General features: G+C 72.7%; 13 protein-coding genes and 1 tRNA gene. 2 read left to right on the top strand and 12 right to left on the bottom strand.

The window, feature by feature from the left end; translation table 11 throughout:
* Positions 1 to 4: 4 nt before the first annotated feature.
* The 4 genes from B9W62_RS23880 to B9W62_RS23865 all read right to left on the bottom strand — a co-directional run bounded on the left by B9W62_RS23880 (position 5) and on the right by B9W62_RS23865 (position 9,152).
* Complete coding sequence (locus B9W62_RS23880) at positions 5 to 4,570, bottom strand: RHS repeat-associated core domain-containing protein (protein WP_087809074.1); 4,566 nt, start codon at positions 4,568 to 4,570, stop codon at positions 5 to 7.
* Between the two features lie 155 nt (positions 4,571 to 4,725).
* Entirely contained in the window at positions 4,726 to 5,385 is a 660-nt protein-coding gene (locus tag B9W62_RS23875) for an IclR family transcriptional regulator (protein ID WP_087812062.1), read from the bottom strand.
* Between the two features lie 363 nt (positions 5,386 to 5,748).
* Entirely contained in the window at positions 5,749 to 7,545 is a 1,797-nt protein-coding gene (locus B9W62_RS23870; protein WP_087812061.1) for a DEAD/DEAH box helicase, read from the bottom strand.
* 155 nt (positions 7,546 to 7,700) lie between these two features.
* Positions 7,701 to 9,152: an MFS transporter gene (locus B9W62_RS23865; protein ID WP_087809073.1), complete on the bottom strand. Its 1,452-nt coding sequence runs from the start codon at positions 9,150 to 9,152 to the stop codon at positions 7,701 to 7,703.
* A gap of 323 nt (positions 9,153 to 9,475) precedes the next feature.
* Here B9W62_RS23865 and B9W62_RS23855 point away from each other — a divergent pair, with 323 nt between their 5' ends.
* On the top strand, positions 9,476 to 9,646 hold the full coding sequence (locus B9W62_RS23855) for a hypothetical protein (protein WP_256976561.1): 171 nt from the start codon (positions 9,476 to 9,478) through the stop codon (positions 9,644 to 9,646).
* 222 nt (positions 9,647 to 9,868) lie between these two features.
* Positions 9,869 to 9,943: transfer RNA gene (locus B9W62_RS23850), tRNA-Cys, on the top strand.
* Between the two features lie 114 nt (positions 9,944 to 10,057).
* Here B9W62_RS23850 and B9W62_RS23845 read toward each other — a convergent pair.
* The 8 genes from B9W62_RS23845 to B9W62_RS23810 all read right to left on the bottom strand — a co-directional run bounded on the left by B9W62_RS23845 (position 10,058) and on the right by B9W62_RS23810 (position 21,562).
* Positions 10,058 to 10,723, bottom strand: a complete 666-nt coding sequence (locus B9W62_RS23845; RefSeq protein ID WP_087809072.1) for an SUKH-4 family immunity protein — start codon at positions 10,721 to 10,723, stop codon at positions 10,058 to 10,060.
* A gap of 170 nt (positions 10,724 to 10,893) precedes the next feature.
* Positions 10,894 to 13,215, bottom strand: coding sequence for a xanthine dehydrogenase family protein molybdopterin-binding subunit (locus tag B9W62_RS23840; RefSeq protein WP_087809071.1), 2,322 nt, complete (start codon positions 13,213 to 13,215; stop codon positions 10,894 to 10,896).
* Positions 13,212 to 15,686 carry a 2Fe-2S iron-sulfur cluster-binding protein gene (locus B9W62_RS40820; RefSeq protein ID WP_087809070.1) on the bottom strand — a complete coding sequence of 825 codons (2,475 nt, stop codon included), beginning with the start codon at positions 15,684 to 15,686 and terminating at the stop codon, positions 13,212 to 13,214. The genes B9W62_RS23840 and B9W62_RS40820 overlap by 4 nt, the downstream gene beginning before the upstream one ends.
* Complete coding sequence (locus B9W62_RS23830) at positions 15,683 to 16,576, bottom strand: FAD binding domain-containing protein (protein ID WP_087809069.1); 894 nt, start codon at positions 16,574 to 16,576, stop codon at positions 15,683 to 15,685. Before B9W62_RS23830 ends, B9W62_RS40820 begins: the two co-directional genes overlap by 4 nt.
* Positions 16,577 to 16,826: 250 nt before the next feature.
* Positions 16,827 to 18,455 (bottom strand): beta-N-acetylhexosaminidase, encoded by a 1,629-nt coding sequence (locus tag B9W62_RS23825; protein ID WP_087809068.1) that lies wholly within the window; start codon positions 18,453 to 18,455, stop codon positions 16,827 to 16,829.
* 4 nt (positions 18,456 to 18,459) lie between these two features.
* Positions 18,460 to 19,305: a carbohydrate ABC transporter permease gene (locus B9W62_RS23820; protein WP_052841721.1), complete on the bottom strand. Its 846-nt coding sequence runs from the start codon at positions 19,303 to 19,305 to the stop codon at positions 18,460 to 18,462.
* Complete coding sequence (locus B9W62_RS23815) at positions 19,302 to 20,267, bottom strand: carbohydrate ABC transporter permease (protein ID WP_179235631.1); 966 nt, start codon at positions 20,265 to 20,267, stop codon at positions 19,302 to 19,304. The genes B9W62_RS23820 and B9W62_RS23815 overlap by 4 nt, the downstream gene beginning before the upstream one ends.
* Positions 20,264 to 21,562, bottom strand: coding sequence for an extracellular solute-binding protein (locus tag B9W62_RS23810; protein WP_087809066.1), 1,299 nt, complete (start codon positions 21,560 to 21,562; stop codon positions 20,264 to 20,266). The genes B9W62_RS23815 and B9W62_RS23810 overlap by 4 nt, the downstream gene beginning before the upstream one ends.
* Positions 21,563 to 21,714 lie beyond the last annotated feature (152 nt).

The raw sequence follows: 21,714 nt of genomic DNA, 5'->3' as shown, positions 1-21,714 counted from the left end.
CGCATCACCCTGTGAACTCACCGACGTAGTAGAAGGTCCCGTAGTGGTCTGGCGTGTAGTAGGCGGGTCCGGGCCCGTCCTTCGGAGTCAGCAGACGCTCAGGACCTCTGATCTCCTTTCCACAGCCCGGCGCACTGCACTGTGGGAGGTCGACCTTGGCGTTGACGTCCCATTCCTTGTACTTTCCGCCGGGCAGGGCGGACTTGTTGTTACCCCAGTTCGCGTTGCCATGGTAGCCGTCGACCTTCCCGATGCCTCCGGGTCTGGCGTTGACCTTGTCCAGCATGTCCGCCGCGTGCCGGGGCGCCGGCCCGGGGAGGAGACCCAGGCCGTCGGGACTGCCCGTGTCGCCGCCGTGCTGATGGCACAGCGGGGCGAGCCCCAGCGGGTCCGACCAGGTGTGCGGGTTGTGGACGTAGGTCACCGGGTTGGGCGCGGGCAGCAGACCGAGCGGGTCAGGGCTGGTGTAACGGCCGCTCTCGGGGTCGTAGTGCCGGTGATGGTTGTAATGGAGGCCGGTCTCCGCATCGTGGTACTGGCCGGGAAAACGCAGGGGGGTGTACGCGGTCGCGTCGCGGTTCCAAGCCGTTGTTCCCCAGAGCGTCGACCGGGTGTACCAGGCGATCTCTCCGTCCGGCGAGATCAGCTCCGTCGGAGTGCCGACCAGGTCGGTGACGATGGCGAAGAAGCGCTCGTCGACACTGTCCTGAGGTGCGTCGGCACTCCAGAGGCGCTCGGTCTGACTCACCGGAGAGAGCCCGTCGTGGTCCCAGGTGAGCGTGGCCCTGCTGCCCGTATCACCTTGCTCGGTGCTCTGTTCGCAGAGAGTGTTGCCGTCCCAGGTGAAAAGCGTCCGTTCGACGACGGTGTCCCCGTCGGCTCCCAGCCGGAGTTTCGCGGTGCGTCTGCCCAGGGGGTCGTAGGTGTAGCGCCAGCGGCTGCCGTCCGGTGCGACTACTGCCGCAAGACGGTCCTCGGCGTCCCATTCGTACCGCCAGACATCGGGCTTCCGGGAGAGGCGCGTCTTACGGCGCACGACGACGCGGCCCAGGGCGTCGTACTCGTAATGAACCCCTCCGGCCCGCGTCAGCCTCGTGCCGGTGTACGTGCGCGGCCCGACGGCCTCCTGGGCGGGAACCGGCACCGGCCATTCGGCCTCGGTCTGGTTGCCGGCGGAGTCGTAGACATAGCGCTCGCTCCAGCCGGTCGCGCGCACGGCCGTGACTCGGCCGTGGACGTCCAGGTCGAAGCCGCGGTCGCCGCCGCGGGCATCCTGTACGGCGGTGAGATGGCCGTCGGACCGGTAGGTGTAGGAGCGCTCCGCCACCAGGCGGTCGCCTGGGGCCGTGCAGCCCAGCGCGGTCAGCCGGTCGAGACTGTCGTAGCCGCGGGTGAGGGCGAGCGTGCCGTCGACGCGGCGGACGACTTCCCGGTCCGCCGCGTCGTGGGAGAAGTCGACGGTGTGCCCTGCCGTCGTCAGCTGGGCGGGACGGCCCGCGATGTCGTACTCCCATCCGCTGCGGACGCCCGTGGGGGTGACGCGCAGGGTGCGGTTTCCGGCGGAGTCGTAGGAGAAGGTGATGGTTCGGCCGTCGACGGTCTCCCTGATCCGCCGGCCCATCGCGTCGTGCTCGACGTACAGACTGCTGTCCGCGTTGACGGCGCTGGTCAGCGAGCCGTTCGACGTATACGTGTACGCGGTGGTCACGCCCTGCACGTGCTTGGCGCTGATCTGTCCGAGGTCGTCCCGGTCGTAGCGGGTGTGCTGCCCCAGCGCGTTGGTCCGCCCGGCGAGGCGGCCCGCCGCGTCGTACGTGTAGCGGGTGACGCGGCCGTCGAAGTCGGATTCCGCGAGGAGCCGACCGGCGGCATCGTAGGCGTACTCCCAGGTCAGTCCCTGCGGGTTGGTCACGCCGGTCAGCCGGAGCTCGGCGTCGTGCGTGAAGGCGTACCGCTCGCCCCCCGGGCCGGTGCGGGCGCTGAGCCGGTCGAAGTGGGTGTACTCGAACGTGCTCACCTGACCGAGGGCGTCGATGTGACGGACACAGTTGCCTTCGCCGTCGTACTCCCAGTGCTCCCGCGTCCCGTCCGGATAGGTCCGCCTGGCGAGTCGCCCCTCAACGGTCCAGTCCAGGCGCGTTTCGTGGCCCAGTGCGTTGGTCACCGAGCTGGTCCGGCCGAAGGCGCTGTACGCGTACCGAGTCGTGTGGCCGAGGCCGTCGGTCACCGACAGCGGCAGGCCGGCCGCGTTGTTCTCGAAACGGGATTCCCGCCCCGCCGAGTCCCGGGCTTCGACGATGGCGCCGTCCCGCCGGCGTACGAAGTGGGCCGTCGCACCGAGCGGGTCGGTGACGGCTGTGACGTTGCCGCGTTCGTCCTGGGTGTACCGCCAGGAGGAACCGTCCGGCAGGTTGATCTCGGTGGGAGAGCCGCCGCCCTCGTAGGTGATGTGAACGACGGAACCGTCCGGTCGCGTCACCACGACCGGCCGGCCCGACTCGTCGTTCACGAAGGTCGTGGTGCAGCCGAGTTGGTCCGTGGTCGAGGTGACGTGCTGGTGCGGGTCATAGCTGGTGGTGACCGTGCCACCCATCGGGTCGACCTCGGCCACCACCAGGCAGCCGTCATCCACGACGAACCGGGAGACGGACCCGTCGGCCGTGCGCAGAGTGGTCACGCGGCAGTCGGGCCAGGCGGGGTCGGCACCGTCGTAGTCGAGGCTGATCGCGATGTGTCCGGCCTCGCCGCCCTCCATGACGCAGCGATCCCGGTCGTCGTACTCGTACAGATAGCGGCGTTCGTTGGTGTCGGTCCACGACGTGACGCGCGCCCGCTCGTCGTAGGTGAACCGGAGCGGCATGCCGGAGGAGTTGGTCACCGCGGCGAGGTTGTCATCGGCGTAGTCGTAGCGCTTGACGACGATGTCCGTGCCGTCCTCCGCCACGAGGCTGAGGGCCGTGACACGTCCTTCCTCGGTGGTGAGCTTGAGGTGATAGCCGCCGGAGTGGCGTATCGCGAGAGGCGTGCCGTATGCGTCGTGGTCGAAGCTGATCGTGTGCTGGTTGCGGTCGGTGATCCGGGCGACGAGCGCGATGCCGTCGGCGGTGGGACGTGCGAAGTGGTGGGTGCGACCCGTGAGCGGGTCGTCGATGCGGTAGCCGCCGTCGTCCTTGCGGGTCAGCGGCCGACGGGGCCCGGAGTCGGGCATCACGGCCACGTCCGGCCCCTGCGGGTGGGGATAGGTGAGGAGCAGACCGTCCTCGGTGACGAGGACGACGCCCTCTTCGTCGACTTCCAGGCGCTGGTCGACGGTGGAGGCCCAGGTCGGTCCGAACCACCAGCCGCAGCGGTAGTCGGAGGCGACCCGCCGGGTGAACGCCAGGGGCAGCAGCCCGGGCAGCTCCACATCCGTCTGCGGCAGATACATGGCGCCGGTGGCCATGTCGACGGGGTCACTGCCCTTCGAACGCACCAGGGTCCTGGCGCGGTCGTACGCGCCCTTGACTCCGTCGGTGACCATGCCGCGGGCGTTCTTGCCCAGGCCACGCAGGGCCAGGCCCATGCCCTTGAGGCCGCCCTTGATCCCCTTCACGGCCGCCATGCCGCCCTTGAGTCCCTTGGCTAGTCCGCCGAGGGTGGTCAGGCCCTTCATGCCGGGTATGCATTCCAGAGCCGCGAACCCTACGTCCCACAAGGACGCTTGGCCCTTGCTGTATTTGTAGAGCGTGTCGGCGAGGACGACGAGGGCGGCGACCAGGACGATCGCGCCCAGGATCGGACCGCCGATGATCATCGCGATGACGCCGACGACCGCGACGACGACCTTGCAGACCGCGACGATGCTGTCCCAGTTGTCGGAGACCCAGTCCCCGACCTCCTCCCACCACGACCGGTTCTGGATCCCGGCGTCGGACGCCTCGTCGATCTTGCCCTTGGCCTCCCGCGCCGCGTCCTCACGCATCCTGCGCGCGTCCTCGGCCATCTTCTTCGCCGCGTCCAGCGCACTCTGCGCGTCGTTCACGGCCGACTGGGCGTTGGCATGCGCGGTCCTGGCGTGCTGGACGTCCCGGGTGGCGGCCCGGACCTTCGCCTCGTCCGGCTTGTCCGCGTCCGACTTGCTGCCCGTCGGATCGTCCTTGTACTTGTCCGCCTCCTTCGACGCCCGCGTCACCCACGAATCCGCCGAGGACAGCTTCGACTGCGCCGAGGACAGATCCTGGCGGGCCTCGCGCGCCTTGACGAGCGCCCGGTCCGCCAGCGCCTGCGCCCGCTCCAGCTTCGGCCAGAAGTCCGCGAGCGCGTCAGCGCACAACCCGTACGACTTCTCCAGCTTCCTCAGGTTCTTGGGAACCCCGTCGAACTCCTCCTTGAAGACCGCCGCCGACTTCCCCGCCCACTGCGCGAGCGTCGACTCCCCCGCCATCCCCTTCACCAGACGCAACGCCTCCGACACGTCGTCGGCGAAGTCGTGCAACGTCTTCGCGAGCGTCCGCACCCGCTGCGGATCCCCCGGAGTCGGGTCCTTGTCCAGGTCCAGGACATGCCAGTCACTCGGCCTGTGGCCCACCATCCCCGCAACCCCCGTCAACTCACGCGCCGCACCAGCAACCACCCGTACGCACACGTGAACTTACAAGGCACGGGTGCCCGGCCGAAAGGCGGCGGGCGGCGGGCGGCTCCGTGGCTCGCACCGGGCTCACTGACGGCGGCGTGCGCGGCGGGGCGTCACCGAAGCGCCTCCGCCACCTCGCGGGCCGCGTGCATCACGCGTTCGCCGACCCGTTCGGGGACGACGTCCGCCAGCATCACCACGCCGACGCTGCCCTCCACCCCCGTCACGCCGAGCAGGGGCGCCGCCGCGCCGCAGGCGCCGGCCTCCAGTTCGCCGTGGGTCAGGGTGTAGCCGGGGGCGTCCGTGTCCTCGTCGGGGGGCTGGGGCGGCCGGCGGGCGGCCAGGATGGCCTTGCCGGCGGCGCCCCGTTCCAGGGGGTGGCGGAAGCCCGCGCGGTAGGCGACGTGGTAGTCGGTCCAGGTCGGTTCCACGACCGCGACGGCCAGCGCCTCGGCGCCGTCCACCAGGGTCAGGTGGGCCGTCGCCCCTATGTCCTCGGCCAGCGCGCGCAGGGCCGGCATCGCGGCCTCGCGGACCAGGGGGTGCACCTGGCGGCCCAGGCCCAGTACGCCGAGGCCGACGCGGGCCCGGCCGCCCAGGTCGCGGCGTACGAGTGCGTGCTGCTCCAGCGTGGCGAGCAACCGGTACACGACCGTCCGGTTGACGCCCAGTTTGTGGGACAGCTCGGTGACGGTCAGGCCGTGGTCCGTGTCGGCCAGCAGTTTGAGGACCCGCAGGCCCCTGTCGAGCGTCTGAGAGGTCTCCGCGGTCACGACGCCCACTCCTTAGTGGTGAGGTCGGCGGCCCTCCTCGCGGGTGTGCGTCACCGAGTCCCGTCAGTGACGCGCTTCAGAGGCCGCCGATCGGCTGACGGCCCGGCCTTGTCCCGGGCCCAGTCGCTTCACGGCTGCGCTCCGCGGCGGCGCTGCCACGGGGCGTGTGCGTAGCGGGACAGTAACGACCAGGTCCGCTCAGCGGAAGGCTCCGTCCAGAATCCGGGCGCCAACCGTTATCGACTGCCGGTGTTTGTCCCGGTACGTACTGCGCGCGCCCCCGGTTGCGCACCGCGGGCGCGCGCCCCCGGTGCCGCACCGCAGACGGCGCGCGCCTCCGGTGCCGCACCGCACCCCACCGCGTCACTTCATCCGCGTCGCCCACTCCTGCACCTTGGCGATGCGCTGGCGCAGCTGGCCGCCGGTCGCCTCGGCGCTGGGCGGGCCGCCGCACACGCGGCGCAGTTCGGTGTGGATCACGCCGTGCGGCTTGCCGCTCTGGTGGACGTAGGCGCCGACCATGGTGTTGAGCTGCTTGCGCAGCTCCATCAGTTCCTTGTGGGAGACCACCGGGCGCCGCTCGGCGGGCAGTTCGAGCAGGTCGGCCTCCTCGTCGGGCTTCCTGCGGCTGTGCGCGATCTGCCGGGCCTGCCGCTTCTGGAGGAGCATCTGCACCTGGTCGGGCTCCAGCAGGCCCGGGATGCCGAGGTAGTCCTGCTCCTCCTCGCTGCCGGGGTGGGCCTGCATCCCGAACTCGGCGCCGTTGTACATGACCCGGTCGAAGGTGGCCTCCGACTCCAGCGCCTCGAAGGCGAACTGCTCCTGCTCGCCGGTGTCCTCGTCCTGTTCCCGGTTGGCCTCGTCCATCTCCTTCTCGGACTCGGCGTAGGGGTCCTCCTCGCCCTCCTTCTTGGGCTTGTCGAGGACGTGGTCCCGCTCGCGCTCCATCTCGTTGGCGAAGGTGAGCAGGTCGGGCACGGTGGGGAGGAAGACGGAGGCGGTCTCGCCGCGGCGGCGGGACCGCACGAAGCGGCCCACCGCCTGGGCGAAGAACAGGGGGGTGGAGATCGTCGTGGCGTAGACGCCGACCGCGAGGCGGGGCACGTCGACGCCCTCGGACACCATGCGGACGGCGACCATCCAGCGGTCGGTGCCCTGGCTGAAGGTGTCGATGTTCTTCGAGGCCCCGGCGTCGTCGGACAGCACGACCGTGGCCTTGTCGCCGGTGATCTCCCGGATCAGCTTGGCGTAGGCGCGGGCGGAGTCCTGGTCGGCGGCGATGACGAGCGCACCGGCGTCCGGGATGGCCTTCCTGACCTCGGTGAGCCGCTGGTCGGCGGCGCGCAGCACGGCGGGCATCCAGTCGCCGCGCGGGTCGAGCGCGGTGCGCCAGGCCTGGCTGACCGCGTCCTTGGTCATGGGCTCGCCCAGCCGTGCGGCGATCTCGTCGCCCGCCTTCGTCCGCCAGCGCATGTTGCCGCTGTAGCTCATGAAGATGACGGGGCGCACGACACCGTCGGCGAGCGCGGAGCCGTACCCGTAGGTGTAGTCGGCGGCGGAGCGGCGGATGCCGTCGTTGCCCTCCTCGTACGCCACGAAGGGGATGGGGTTGGTGTCGGAGCGGAAGGGCGTGCCGGTGAGCGCGAGGCGCCGGGTGGCGGGCTCGAAGGCCTCCAGGCACGCCTCGCCCCAGGACTTGGAGTCGCCGGCGTGGTGGATCTCGTCGAGGATGACGAGGGTCTTGCGCTGCTCGACGCGGTTGCGGTGCAGCATGGGGCGTACGCCGACGCCCGCGTAGGTGATGGCGATGCCCTGGTACTCGCGGCTGAGCGGGCCCGCGCTGTACTCGGGGTCGAGCTTGATCCCTATCCGCGCCGCGGCCTCGGCCCACTGCTTCTTCAGGTGCTCGGTCGGCGCGACGACGGTCACCTGCTGCACGACGTGGTGGTGCAGCAGCCAGGACGCCAGCGTCAGCGCGAAGGTCGTCTTTCCGGCGCCGGGGGTGGCGACGGCCAGGAAGTCCCGGGGCTGGTCCTGGAGGTACTTCTCCATCGCCCCCTGCTGCCAGGCCCGCAGCTTGCCGGCGGTGCCCCAGGGGGCACGGCCGGGGAAGGCCGGGGACAGGTGGTGCGAGGTGCTGGAGCTGGCGGTGGTAGTCACGGTCTCCGAAGGGGGGTAGAGCGGCTCGGCCACGTATGACAACCGGGCCACCCTACCGGCGGTCCGCGGCGATCACCGTGCGCACGGGGGCGGGTCACCCCCGGGTGGGACGGACGTCACAGCGGCCCCGGTGTCCCCGCGGACGCGGGCGGGCCTCACCGCTCCCGTATCCGGGTCGCCACCCATGCCCCCGCCAGGGCCACCGCCGCCATGGGCAGGAACACCGCCGCGAAGGCCGCCGGGTGGGAGCCGGTCGCCTCGGTGGCCGTGTGGCTGACCGTGCCGCCGCCGAGCGCCGCGAAGGCCGCGCCGCCGGCCGACAGCAGGACGACGTTGGAGAGGCCGTCGGAGATCTGGAGCGCGGCGGAGTTGGTGCCGGCCTCCTCGGGGGCGGAGAGCTTGAGCAGGAGCACGCTGGTGGAGGAGATCACCAGGCCCATGCCGAAGCAGCCGAAGGCCCAGGCGACGGCCACCGTCCAGGCGGGGACGGCGTCGATCAGCACGCTGGGGGCCGTGGTGATGGCCGCCGCGACCAGGAGCATGCCGAGGGCCATCAGACGCTCCCGGTACGGTTCCAGGCGCGGCCGGGACTGGAGCCACGAGCCCCCGGCCCAGGTCGCTCCGCCGGCCGCCAGGGAGAGTCCGGCCAGCGTCGGGCTGAGCCCCCGCTGCGTGACCAGCATCAGCGGGACGAAGGACTCGGCGGCGATGAAGGCCCCCGCGGCCACCCCGCGCAGCAGGACCACGGAGGGCAGGCCGCGCACCGCCCGGTAGGTGCCGCGCGGCAGCAGGCCGAGGACGGCGGGGACGAGCAACGCGACGCCCACGGCTCCCGGGAGCAGGGCGATCGGGCGCAGGTCCTGGGCGGCGTACTGGAGCAGGCCCGCGCCCAGCGAGATGGCGAGGGCGAGGCGGATCCGGCGGCGGTCGAAGGAGGCGGGGGCGTTCCCTCCCCCGACGGGGCCGGACGCCCGGCTGCGTATCTGCGGCAGCGCGAGGGCCAGCGGGACGACGACCAGCACCGGGATGCCGACGAACACCCAGCGCCAGCCGAGGTGCTCGGTCACGGCGCCGGAGGCCAGCGGACCGACGACGGACGGGACCACCCAGCCCGCCGCGAACGCCGCCATGATCGCGGGCCGCAGCCGCTCCGGGTAGGCCCGCCCCACGACGACGTACAGCGCGACGATCACGAGGCCGCCGCCGAGCCCCTGTACGGCCCGCCCGAGGATGAACAGCCACATCGTGCCCGCCGTCCCGGACAGCGCGAGCCCGGCCGCGAAGGAGGCGATGCCGGTCGTCAGCGGGGCCAGCGGCCCGCGCCGGTCCGACCACTGCCCGGAGAGCACCATCCCGAACAGGCTGGTCGTGAAGTACCCCGAGAACGCGAACGCGTACAGCGACACCCCGTCCAGCTCCCGCGCCGCCACCGGCATCGCCGTGCCGACCGCCGTCGCCTCGAAGGCGATCAGCACGATGACGGAGACGATGCCGATGCTCAGCGCCCGGTAGGCGCGGCTCAGCACGGTCTCGACGGGCGCGGCGGGGGCGAGGGCGGGTTTGGCGGGGACGGCGACATCGGTGTCGCGGGGCTCAGGGACGGTCATGGTCGCCAGAGTAAGGGCCACAGCCCACTGTGACCCCTGTCGGGAGACGGGCCGGGACCGGGACCTTGGTCGTACGACCCGTCGGTCACGGCACGGAGGCCGGCGAGCCGCCGAGGGCGTCCCGACCGGGAGGAGGAGCCGGGAGTCGCGTGCGTACCCGCCCGTCGCGGCGGTCCGTCAGATGACCTCTTTCTCCTCGGTGACCATCACGGCCACGGAGCCCATGTCGATGAAGCGCGCTTCGTCCGGGTTGACCAGCGTCCGGTAGTTCTCGGAGGCGAAGAAGGCGTGTCCAGCGGGACCTCGCCGAGATGGTGCCCTGCATGGCCGAGCCGAGCGAGGTCAGGGCGCGGCAGGCACTGGAGATCATGGAATGCGAGCGAGCCCGGCTGTCCGAGGACATCGACGGCCCCGTCGCCGCCAGAGACGCGCTGGACCACCTCATCGAGGACAACCGCGCGTACCTGCCACGGTCGGCGGACGGCGAGGTGTGAACCGGGCGGCGTGCGGGTCGGCGAGCGGACCAGGGCAGGACGCCTGCGGCCGGAGGTGATCCCGGCTTCCGCTCCCGGGTGCCGCCGATGGCCCGCACGCGCGGCCCGTTGGGCTCGGTGGGCGTTCATGAACGGCGTATGGCAGTCGTGTTGCGGCCCGCCCGGTTCCCTTGAGCACCGCGCGCTCCCCGGCCTACCGTCGAGGCACCGAGTCACCGACCCGGCCGTGTGCCCGAGTGGCCCAGGGGCTCGCCTGCAAAGCGAGTTACGCGGGTTCGAATCCCGCCACGGCCTCCACCGGCCCGACCAGTACGCACGGGCCCACATCGACCCGCACCGGATCCGCCGCTGGGCCCACGACGCCCGCGACGGGGACCGGGCGGCGGCCGAGCGCGTCCGCGCGATCGCGGGCTACCGCCGGTCCGCGGCCTCCAGCCGGCCCGCCCTGCGCAGTGCCCAGAGGGTGAGGGCGAGGGCGGAGACGTCCGCCACCAGGGGGTGGAGGGTGCCGTCGGGGGTCCTCCAGGTCAGGACGGTGCCCGTCGTGCCGTCGACGACCACGTGTGCGCCGTCCGTCAGCCGGCCCAGCCGCACCAGACGGTCCGCGCCGGGCGGGGCCGGGAGGTCCGGGTGCTCCTCGCGGTACTCCGCGAGCGTCGGCAGCGGCAGGTCGTCCGCGTCCAGCCGGAAGGGACGGGCGTCCTCGGGCAGGCCCGTGTCGCGCAGGAAGCGGCGGGTGGGCCGGTGGACGAGGGCCCTCGGGAAGTCGATGTCCTCGAAGCGCGTCACCCGGTGACGGCCGAACTCCCGGTCCAGGAAGCGGGGCGGCAGGTCCCGAGAGGACCCCGGCTCCGCGCGGTGGGTTACGGCCAGGAGCAGGCAGCTCATCAGGGTGGACGTGTTCCACAGCGACGGGCGCTCGGCGGTCCCCTGGGGCCGCCGGGAGGCGCCGCGGGTCCACGACGGGTCCTCCACGGACGTCGCGAGGCGGACCCGGGAGACCAGTGAGGGGGGCGGCGTGCGGACGTCCGTCGCCGCGTCCCGCATCGTCGTCGTACCGCCGGTGATCGCGTGCATGTCTCCCCCGAGTTGTCGGGCCGTCCGTGTGCCGACGGCCGCCGTTCGCACTCCTTCGGAGACTACGCGCCACCACTGACAACGCCCCTGCGCACGGACCCCGTTCGCCCCGTAGGACGCGCCCGGCGCCTCCCGCGTTGCCTCAGGCGCGCGAGCGGCGCGACGTCCGCTCAGTGACCGGTGGCCACCGCCGCCTGCGGGCGGATCGGGAGGCGGTTCACCGGGCGTCCCGTGGCCGCGCGCACCGCGGAGGCGACGGCCGCCGGGGAGGCCACCACCGGGGCCGCGCTGACGGCCTTGGCGCCGAAGGGGGCGACCACGTCCCGCTCCTCCACGAGCTTCACGATGCGGATGTCCGGGGCGTCCAGCGCGGTCGGCAGGGCGTAGCCGGTGAGGTCGGGGTGGCGGATCAGGCCGCGCGGGGTGCGGAGGTTCTCCGTGAGCGCGATGCCGACGCCCTGGGTGACGCCCGCCTCGATCCGGGCGGTGAGCTGGGCCGGGTTCAGGACCCGCCCGACGTCCTGGGCGACGGCCAGCTCCACGACCCGTACCGAGCCGATCTCGATGTCCACGTCCACGACCGCGCGGATCGCGCAGAAGGCCATGCCGACGAACGCGTCGCCCTGCCCGGCCTCGTCCAGCGGCTCGGTCGGGTGCGGGCGGCACTGGGCGGTGGCCCACAGTTCCTTGCCGTCCAGCGCTTCGGCGACCGTCGTCGACAGGACGCCGTCGTACGAGGTGATCTTGCCGTCGGCGATCTGGAGCAGCTCCGTGGACATGCCGAACTGGTGCGCCAGCGGCTGGAGGAGCTGGGTGCGGACCATCTTGGCCGCCCGCTCCACCGCGCCGCCCGACACCCAGGTGTGCCGGCCGCGGCAGCCCGGGCCGGCCGGGGGCTGGTCGGTGTCGACGGGCGCCACCTGCACCTCGTCGACGCCGAGGGTGTCCTGCACGATCTGCCGGGCCAGCGTGCTGAAGCCCTGGCCGGTCTCGACGGCCGCGCACAGAACGGTCGCCACGCCGTTCTGGACCTTCACGGTGGCCGTGGAGACCTCGTCCGCGCCCTCGGCGCCCAGCATGTGCACCATGCCGATGCCGTAGCCCACGCCCCGGCGCACCGCGCCCGGTTCGCCCGCGCCCTCGGGACCGCCGGGCAGCAGCCACTCGTCCTCGGGCGTGTCCTTGGGCAGCGCGGGGAGCGGGAAGTCGCGGACCGCCTGGAGGAGTTCGGCCACCGGCGCCGGGCAGGTGACGGTCTGGCCGGTGGGCAGCACGTCGCCGGTGGCCAGGACGTTGCGCAGCCGCACCTCGGCCGGGTCCAGGCCGAGCTTCTTGGCGACCTTGTCCATCTGCGCCTCGTACGCGGCGCACACCTGCATGGCGCCCTCGCCGCGCACATGGCCGGAGGGCGGGTTGTTGGTGCGCACCGCCCAGCCCTCGATGAAGGCGTTCGGGACGACGTAGGGGCCGCAGGCGAAGGCGACCGCGGCGGCCAGGGCGTCGGAGGAGGTGTCCGCGTAGGCGCCCGCGTCGAGCAGGATCTGCGCCTCGACCTTGACGACCCGGCCCTCGGCGTCCGCGTGGTGGCGGTAGCGCAGGAGGGTGGGGTGGCGGTGGGTGTGGCCGAGGAAGGACTCCTCGCGCGTGGCGGTCAGCTTCACCGGGCAGCCGGTCTTCAGCGCCAGCAGGCCGAGCGGCAGCTGGAAGCCCTGGTCCTCGCGGTCGGCGGTGGCGCCCGGCACCCCGGTGACCACGATCTTCACCTGTTCGGGCGGCAGGCCGTAGCAGGCGGCGGCGGTGTCGCGGTCGCCGTGCGGGTCGGTGGAGGCCAGGTACAGCTCCACGCCGCCGTCGGGACGCGGTACCGCCAGACCCGCCTCGGCCCCTATGGGCGCCGGGTCCTGACGGCCGATGCGGTACAGACCCTCGACGACGATCTCGCCGGCCGCCTCCGGGTCGCCGTGGCGCAGCGGGATGTGCCGGATCAGGTTGCCGTCGGGGTGCAGCGGCTCGGCCTCGAAGGCCTGCTCCGGGTCGGTGACCGGGTCGAGCACCTCGTACTCGACGATGACCGCGGCGGCGGCCATCCGCGCGGTGTCCGGGTGGTCGGCGGCGACGGCGGCGAGCGGCTCGCCGTGGTGGCGTACGACCTCGGAGGCGAAGACCGGCCGGTCGGCGTGGCCGCCGCGGCCGTGCAGCGGGGTGCCGGGGACGTCCTCGTGCGTGACGACGGCCCGGACGCCGGGCATCTCGCGCGCGTGGGTGGTGTCGATGGACACGATGCGCGCGTGCGGGTGCGGTGAGCGCAGCACGGCCGCCCACAGCAGGCCCTCGGCCCACAGGTCGGCGGCGTAGGGGAAGGTGCCCTCGGTCTTGGCGCGGGCGTCGGCCGGCGGCAGGGAGGCGCCGAGGCCGTGCGGGATCGGCTCGGGGACCGGGGTCGCCGCCTCGGCGGTTCCCTCGGCCTCCGCAGTAGCGGCGTCGTTGCTCACGCGTGGCCTCCGTCCCGGCCGTGGGTGCCGTGGTCGCCGTGGTCGCCGTACGGCGGCTGGTCGTGCGGTCCCGGCGCGGCCTGCGCGCCGGGCGGTGGCGGGGAGTCGAACGCCGCCGGGTTGACGCCGCCCGCGCCGGGCCCGGCCTGGTGCGGGATGCGGGGTTCCTCGGCGTCGGCGCCCGCCTGCGCCTCGGCGTCGGCGTGCGCCTCGCGTTCGGCCACGACCTCCTGGACGGCCTCCAGGACGCCCCGGTAGCCGGAGCAGCGGCACAGGTTGCCGCACAGCGCCTGGCGGGCCTCCAGCTCGGTCGGGGCCGGGTTGCCCTCCAGGAGGTTGTGCACGGTCATCGCCATGCCCGGCACGCAGAAGCCGCACTGCACCGCGCCGCGCCGGGCGAGCGCCCGCTGCACGTCCGAGGGCTGCCCGTCGGCGGCCAGGCCCTCGACGGTGCGCACCTCGCTGCCCGCCGCGGTCACGGACGGGACCAGGCAGGAGGCGACGAGACGCCCGTCGACCTGCACGTTGCAGGCGCCGCACTCGCCCTGCGAGCAGCCGTCCTTGGCACCGGCGAGGCCGAGCCGTTCACGCAGCACGTACAGCAGCGACTCGCCGATCCAGGCGTCGGTGACGGGCCGGTCGGCGCCGTTGACGCGCAGCACGTAGGAGGCGAGGGGATGCTCCTCCCGCGGGCCGGCGGGGGCGGACGGATCCCGGGCGCCGTCGTGACCGGCCTCGGTGGCGCCCGCGTCGGTCTCGGCCCCGTCGGCGACGGTACGGGTGTCGGCCGCGTCGTCCGGCCCGGTGCCGTGACCGGCCGGACCGGACTCCTCGGCCGCGCCGCTTGGGGGGCCGGTCGGAGACTCCGGCCGCGGTTCTGCCGCGGGTGCCTGTCCGTGCTCCTGGACGGGATCGGACGCGCGCTCCCGGCCGGTGCCCGGTGCCGCGCCCGCCACGGGCGCTTCAGCGCCCTCCGGGTGGGACCCGGCGCTCGCCTCCCCGGCGGGACCCGCCGAGCGCCCTGCCGGGCCCTCAGCGGCCTCCTCGGCCCCACGGGGCCCGTCGGTCACCGGTACGGCGGGACCGGCGGCGGCTGCGGGCGCGGGCCCGTGTGCGTACGGGCCGTCGGCGGGGCGGGAGCCGTCCGGGCTCGCGCCGGCACCGGCGTCGTGGCCCGACGCGTCCGCGGACGCGGTCGGGTTCAGTCCGTGCGCGTCGGCGGCGGAGTCCGATCCGCGGTCCGCACCGGCACCAACGACACCGGAGACGGGCCCGTGCCCGCGCTCGTGTCCGCCGGCGGACGGGCCGTGTCCGGGCCCGTCCACGCCGGGACCGGGCCCGTGCGCGGGGGCGGTCGGGTGCTCGCCGTGCGGGCCGACAGCGGCGTCGGGGCCGTGCTCGCCGACGGCGGAGCCGGAGCCGTGGTCGGTGGCGGGCCCGCTCACGCCGGGACCGGGGCCGTGCGCAGGGGCGGTCGGGTGCGGGTCGTGCGGACCGGCAGGGGCGTCGGGGCCGTGCTCGCCGAGGGCGGGAGCGGGCCCGTGCTCGTGTCCGGTCCCGGTCGAGCCGTGTCCGGGCCCGTGCGCGTCTGCCGCGGGCCGTTCCTCGTCGGCGGGTGCGGTGGGTACGGCGCCTTCGCCCCACGGCCGGCCGGCGGGCCGTGCCGACGGGGTGCCCGGGTCTTCGGCGGGCCGGGGCTGGGCCGTGTCCTCGCCCCACGGCTGGCCCGCCGGCTGCGTCGCCCAGGGTGCGGGGGCGCCGCCGGGAAGGGTGGCCGGAGCGCCAGTGCCCCACTGCTCGGCCAGGGACGAGGTGGTGAACTCGCCCGACTCGTCCGGCAGGTCGCCGTCGGCCACGGGGATGGACCACTGCCCGGTCACGTCGTGGCCCGGCGCGGACCCGGCCGCCGCGGCCTCCGTCTCGGCCTGCGACGCCTGCGGCGTCTGCGACATCTGCGAGCCCTGCGTCGCCTGCGAGAAGTCCCACTGCGCGGTGGCGCCCGGCCGGTAGCCGAACCGGTCGTCCTGACCGGCGTTCACGTCGTAGGGCGCCGCCCCGCCGTACGGGTCCTGCTGGGCCGCGTAGTCGCCGTACCCCTGGTGGGCGGCGGGGTCCTGACCGGCGTCCGGGGCCTGCCACTGGGTGCCGTCCACGGGCGCGGACGGGGCCGACGGCACCGCCCAGGAGCCGGTGGCGGCCGGATCGGTGCCCGCGGTGGTGGCGGGCGTGACCGTGATCTGGGGCGGCACGTAGCCGTGTCCGGGCGCGGCGAGCGGGCTCTCGGCGGAGGCGAGGAGCGCGTCCACGCCGCCCTCGGGGAGCTTCACGAAGGCGGTGGCGCCGTCGTCGTAGTCGCCCTGGGGCAGTGGGTCCCAGCGTCCGCCGCCCGAGGGGGCGCTCCCCGTGTGCCCCTCGCCGTGCTGATCGCCGTACTCGTCGCCGTACTGGTCGCCGTACTGGTCGTCGGTCACGACAGTGCCCTCCCCAGTGCTCGTCGGGCCAGCGCGGCGACGGTGCGCCGCAGGTGCAGTACGGCGGGCGGAAGCTGCGCCACGGAACCGTCCTCGTCCGGGGCCGCGTCGGGGATGCAGGCCGCGGCGACGTACTCGCCGAACCCTTGCAGCGCCTCCGGGACGACGGCGCGGCCGTTGTCCCAGTCGATGAGCGAGGCCACCCACTGCTCGGCCTCCAGGGGCCGCAGCGGCATCGGCGCGATGGCGCCCACCGCGCAGCGCACGCCGCGCCGGGCGGGGTCGAGGACCAGTGCCACGGAGGCCGTCGCGCGGCCGGGTCCGGTGCGGCCGGTCGCCTTCAGGAAGACCTGCGGCGCGTGCAGCAGCGGCACGCGCACGTAGCCGATGAGTTCTCCCGCGCGGAGCATCTCCATGCCCGCCAGCAGGTGCGAGACCGGCATCTCCCGGCGGGCGCCGTCCGGGCCCGCGATGATCAGCGTCGCCTCCAGGGCGGCCAGCACCGGCAGCGCGTCCCCGGTGGGGGCGGCCGAGGCGATGTTGCCGCCGAGGGTGCCGGCGTTGCGGATCTGCGGCGGTCCGGCGGCCCGCGCGGCGGCGGCGAGCGCCGGGATGAGCGCGGCGAAGTCGGGGCGGCCCATGCGGGCGTGGGTGAGGCCCGCGCCGAGCAGCGCGTGCCCGTCCTGGTACTGCCAGCCGCGGATCTCGCTGATCCGGCCGAGGCCCACCAGCGCGGCGGGCCTGAGCTGGCCGGAGTTGACGGCCGCCATCAGGTCGGTGCCGCCCGCCACCGGAACGGCCGCGGGCATCGCGGTGAGCGCCGCCACGGCCTCGTCCAGTGTCGTGGGCAGCGTGACGGCCTGCGCCGCCTGCGGTGCGTGCGTGGTCAAACCGACTGCCCCTTCCCGCTGTCCCACCTGGTCCCGCCCATGTGGCCGTACGGTACGACCTGACAGGGCGGACGTGGCAACTCTGGCACATCTTTGCAGGGCCCGAACGCAGGGGTCCGCCAGGAGGCGTTCACCCACCCGGTCGGGGAGACGGTCCGTTTTCGCACGGGATCTCCGACGATCGGAGTTACGCGCGATGCGCACGAGTTGCCACTCTTCGGTGACGTTTAGGGGCGTTTCCCTTGCTTGCTCACTTGTTGGGCGGCGGCCCGTCCATCGGCCGGCCGAGCACTCCGGGCCGCCGCTGCCAGGGGTGCGGACCGGCGGGCGGGCGATAGCCGACGCCCAGGGCGTCGAGTCGCCGGTAGTGGGTGGCCATCCGCCGCTCGAAGGCGGCGTAGTCCCGGTCGGCGGGGGCGGGCAGGGCGCTCCAGGCGACCTCGGCGAAGGCGGCGAGCCGCGGGAAGAGCTGGTAGTCCACCCGCTCCTGGTTCTCCGTCACCTCGGTCCACAGGTTCGCCTGGGTGCCGATCACGTGGCCGGACTCCTGAGGGGTCAGCTCGGCCGGAACCGGTTCGAACCGGTAGACGTCCTCCAGGGTGCGCACGAAGGCGATCGGCACGGGTTCGTCCTCGCCGCCGTCCTCCCGGAAGTTCAGGTACACCTGCTGCTCGGGGCACATCACGACGTCGTGCCCCGCGCGCGCGGCGGCGATCCCGCCCGCGTAACCGCGCCAGGAGGACACGGCCGCGCCCTTGGCGAGTCCGCCCTCCAGGATCTCGTCCCAGCCGATGAGCCGGCGTCCGCGTGCGGTGAGCCAGGTGTCGAAGTGCTGGATGAACCAGGACTGGAGTTCGTCCTCGCCGGCGAGGCCGAGTTCGGCGATCCGCGCCTGGGCGGTGGCGGAGGCCCGCCACTGGTCCTTGGGGCATTCGTCGCCGCCGATGTGGACGAACTCCGAGGGGAACAGCTCCAGGAGTTCCTCGAACACGCCCTCGTAGAAGCGCAGGGTGTTCTCGGTGGGGTTGAGCACGTTCGGGCAGACGCCCCAGGTGTCCCAGACGGACAGGGCGGTGGTGTCGATCACATCGGTGTTGCCGAGTTCCGGATAGGCGGCGATGGCGGCCTGCGAGTGCCCGGGTACGTCGATTTCGGGGACGACGGTGATGTGCCGTGCGGCGGCGTAGGCGACGATCTCCCGGATGTCCTCCTGGGTGTAGTAACCGCCGTGGGGCTTGTCCTCCCACAGCGGCGAGGCCCGGTGGCCGAATTTGGTGCGCGACCGCCAGGAGCCGGTCTCGGTGAGCTTCGGATGGCGTTTGATCTCGATGCGCCAGCCCTGGTCGTCGGTCAGGTGGAAGTGCAGGACGTTGAGTTTGTGGGCGGCCATCAGGTCCAGATAGCGCAGGACGCCGTCCTTCGGCATGAAGTGCCGGGAGACGTCCAGCATCAGCCCGCGCCAGCCGAAGCGGGGCGCGTCCTCGATGCGGCCCAGCGGCAGCCGCCACCGGCGGTCGGGCAGCGGGGCGCGCCGGAAGGCGTCCGGGCCGAGCAGCTGGCGCAGCGTCTGGGCGCCCCAGAAGAGGCCGGCCGGACCGCCGCCGGTGAGGTGCACGCCCTCCGGTGCGACGTCGAGGCGGTAGCCCTCGTCGGCCAGTTCGCCGTCGAGGGCCAGCCGGACGACGCCGCCGCTCCCCGCCCCGGGCGCCAGCGGCAGGCCGGTGGCGGCGCCCAGTGTGGCGCGCAGCCAGCGTTCGGTGGGCCCGGCGCCTTCGCCGGCCACCAGCCGGGTGTCCGGGCCGAGGTCGAAGAAGGCGTCCTGGGTCGCCACTTGACGCGGCTGGGGAATCACGTCGGTCGAGTGCGTCGGGTCGGTCACGTCGTCAGTCCTTCACCGCTCCGCCGAGGCCGGAGACGAGTCGTCGTTGTACGAGTACGAAGAAGACCAGCACCGGAATCGTCATCACCGTGGACGCGGCCATGACGCCGCCCCAGTCGGGATCGTCCGGCTTGTAGAAGACCAGCAGCGCCATCGGCAGCGTCGACTGGGAGGTGTCACTGATGATGAACGACTTGGCGAACAGGAAGTCGTTCCAGGTCGAGATGAAGGAGAAGACGCTGGTGGCCACGAGACCCGGCAGGACCAGCGGGAAAAGGATCTGCCACAGAAAGCGCGTCCGGCTCGCGCCGTCGATGTAGGCGGCCTCCTCCAGGGCCTCCGGCACGGCTTTCACGAAGCCCCGCAGCATCCAGATCGCGAAGGGCAGCGAGAAGGCGATGTGGGGCAGGATCAGCGAGCCCAGCGTGTTCAGCTGGCCGAAGTCCCGCATGAGGAAGAACAGCGGGATCGTGAGCGCTTCCACGGGCACCATCTGGGCCACCAGGAACATGATCAGCAGGGTGGTCCGGAATCGGAACCGGAAACGCGTCACCGCGGTCGCCGCGAGGAACGCGATCAGCGCCGAGGCGATCACCACACAACCCGCCACGATCAGGCTGTTGAGAAAGTACCGGCCGAATTCCTGCTGTTCGAACACCCGCCGGAAGGAATCCAGCGAGGGGGTCAGCGTCCAGGGCCGGGGCTCGCTCGACTCGATCTCCCCGGCCGGTTTGAAGGCGCTCAGCACCATCCAGTACAGCGGGAAGGCGACCACCACCGCGATGAGCAGCGCGGACACCTCGGCCGCGAGCCGCCACGGACGGCGCACCTGCGCGCGCAGAAGATTCACAGCTCCTCCCCCTGGCGGCGCAGCAGCCGCAGGTAGACCAGCGTCACCGCGAGCAGGATCAGCAGCATGACCACGCCGATGGCGGAGCCGAGGCTGTACTGCGAGGACGCGAAGGCCTTCTGGTAGGCGTAGACGTTCAGGACCATGTTCTGGCCGGCGATGCCACCGCCGTTGGTCATGACGTAGATCTGGGTGAAGACCTTGAAGTCCCAGATGACCGACTGGATGGTGACGACGACCAGGATCGGCCGGAGCATCGGCGCGAGCACCGAGCGCCAGATCCGCCACTGCGAGGCCCCGTCGAGCGAGGCGGCCTCCAGCACCTCGGCCGGTACGGCCCGGATCCCGGCGTAGACGGTCACCATGACGAACGGGAAGGAGCACCAGACGACTTCGAGCAGGACGAGCAGGAAGGCGCTGTAGCGCCCGTACGTCCAGGAGTGGTCGCCGATCCCCAGCATCCGGTTGACGGGCCCGAAGTCCGGGTCGAACAGCAGCAGCCAGACCGTGGACCCGGTCACCGCCGGAGTCGCCCAAGCGCCCAGCCCCGCCAGCATCAACGCCAGCCTGGGCACGGCCCGCACCCGCGTGAGCAGCACGGCGAGCGCACACCCGACGGCCAGCGTGGACACCACACAGGCGGCGGCGAACAGCACGGTGGCGAGCAGCACCCGCCAGAACTCACTGTCCCCGAACAACTCGGCGTAGTTCCCGAACCCCTGGAAGGTCGCCGGCTCCCCACCACTGACCTGGGCCTGCGTGTACTCCAGAAAGGAGATCAGCCCGAGCTGATAAACGGGGTAGACCAGCAACCCACCGAGGACGACAAGAGCGGGGGCGAGATAGATCCAGGGGGTGGCGGACGAGCGCCCGAAGGGGCGCGGGGAACGGCGCGACAAGCCACGACGAACGCGCACCCGCCCACGAACAACGCCCCCCGAGCTCACAGGCGAACCCGTCATCCGGCGGAGCCAAACGCGTCGTCCATCTTCCGCGCCGCGTCCCCAGCGGCAGCGTCCACGTCCTTCTTGCCGCTGACCACCTCCTGGAACATCGTCGGCAGCACCTGCGAGGAGTCGATCGTCGCCCACGCGGGCGAGGCCGGGACGAACTTCGTGCCCGCGGCGAGCGTGTCGACGAACGGCTTCACGAACGGCTCCTTGGCCGCCACCTGCTGCCGCACGTCCGTGAAGGTCGGCAGGAAGCCCATCGCGTCGAAGAGGTCGGCCTGCGCCTTCTTCGACGCGAGCCGCTTCATCAGGTCGACGGCGAGGGTGCGGTGCGAGGTGCTCTTCAGGACGCCGACGTTGTTGCCGCCCGCGAAGGCCGGGGCGATGGAGCCGGATTCGACGCCCGGCAGCGGCACGACCGCGTACTTGCCCTTCGCCGCGCCGGCCTCCACGGCCTGGTGGCTGAAGTCGCCGCCGATGGCCATGGCCGCCTTGCCGGCGGCGAAGGCGGTGACGGTGTCGTTGCCGCCCATGCCGGCGCACTTGGCGGCGGGGCAGTTGCCGTCCCCGAACAGGGACGTGTACGCCTCGATGCCCTTGCGGGCCGCGGCGCTGTCGATCGCGGAGGCGTACGAGCCGCCCTTGCCGGTGGCGAGTTCGCCGCCGTTGGCCCAGATGAACGGCATCGCGCCGTAGGTGTAGGCGCCGCCGACCGCGATGCCGTAGAGGCCGGGCTTCGCGGCGTGCACCTTCTTGGCGGTGGACGCCAGCTCCGCCAGCGACTTGGGGGGTTCGAGACCGAGCTCGTCGAAGACGTCGGTGCGGTAGTAGAGGGCGCGGACGCCGACGAAGTAGGGGGCGCCGTAGACCTTTCCGTCCACGGTGACCGACTGGCGGGCGGTGGGGTCGGCGTCCTTGGCCTCGTCCCAGGCCGCGAACTCCTTCGTGAGGTCGGCGAGTCCGCCGTCCTTGACGTAGCCGGCGGTGTCGGTGTTGCCGAACTCGATGACGTCGGGGGCGCTCTTCGGGTCGTTGAAGGCGGCCTTGATGCGCTGGGCACGGGTCTCGACCGGGATGTACTCCACGGTGACCTTCGTGTCCTCGTGCGCCTTGCGGAAGTCGGCGAGGACCGCGTCGACGACCTTTTCCTTCGGCTTGTTGTTGACCTCCTGGAACAGCCAGACGCGCAGCGTGCCGCTCTTCTCGTCCTTGCCGGAGGAGGAGTTGTCGGACGTCTGGGGTGCGCAGGCGGTCGCGGCGACGACGGCCGCGGCCAGCAGTACGGCCAGGCGGGGGGCGAGCTTCATGGAGTCTTTCCTCCGGGCGTGCGTTGCAACATATGCAATGACGGTTTCGCTCTGCACAACACCCAGGAGCGTAGGGAGACATGAACCTGTCCACAAGAGGTCTGAACCAATTCGTAAACCTCTTTGTTAATCAGCCCGACGCACGAAGGCCC

It is taken from the genome of Streptomyces sp. CS113, assembly GCF_002188365.1.
In the GTDB taxonomy this organism is placed as follows: Bacteria; Actinomycetota; Actinomycetes; order Streptomycetales; family Streptomycetaceae; genus Streptomyces; species Streptomyces tendae.
The sequence above is the reverse complement of the archived record's forward strand: the minus strand, read 5'-3'. Positions and strand labels throughout refer to the sequence as shown.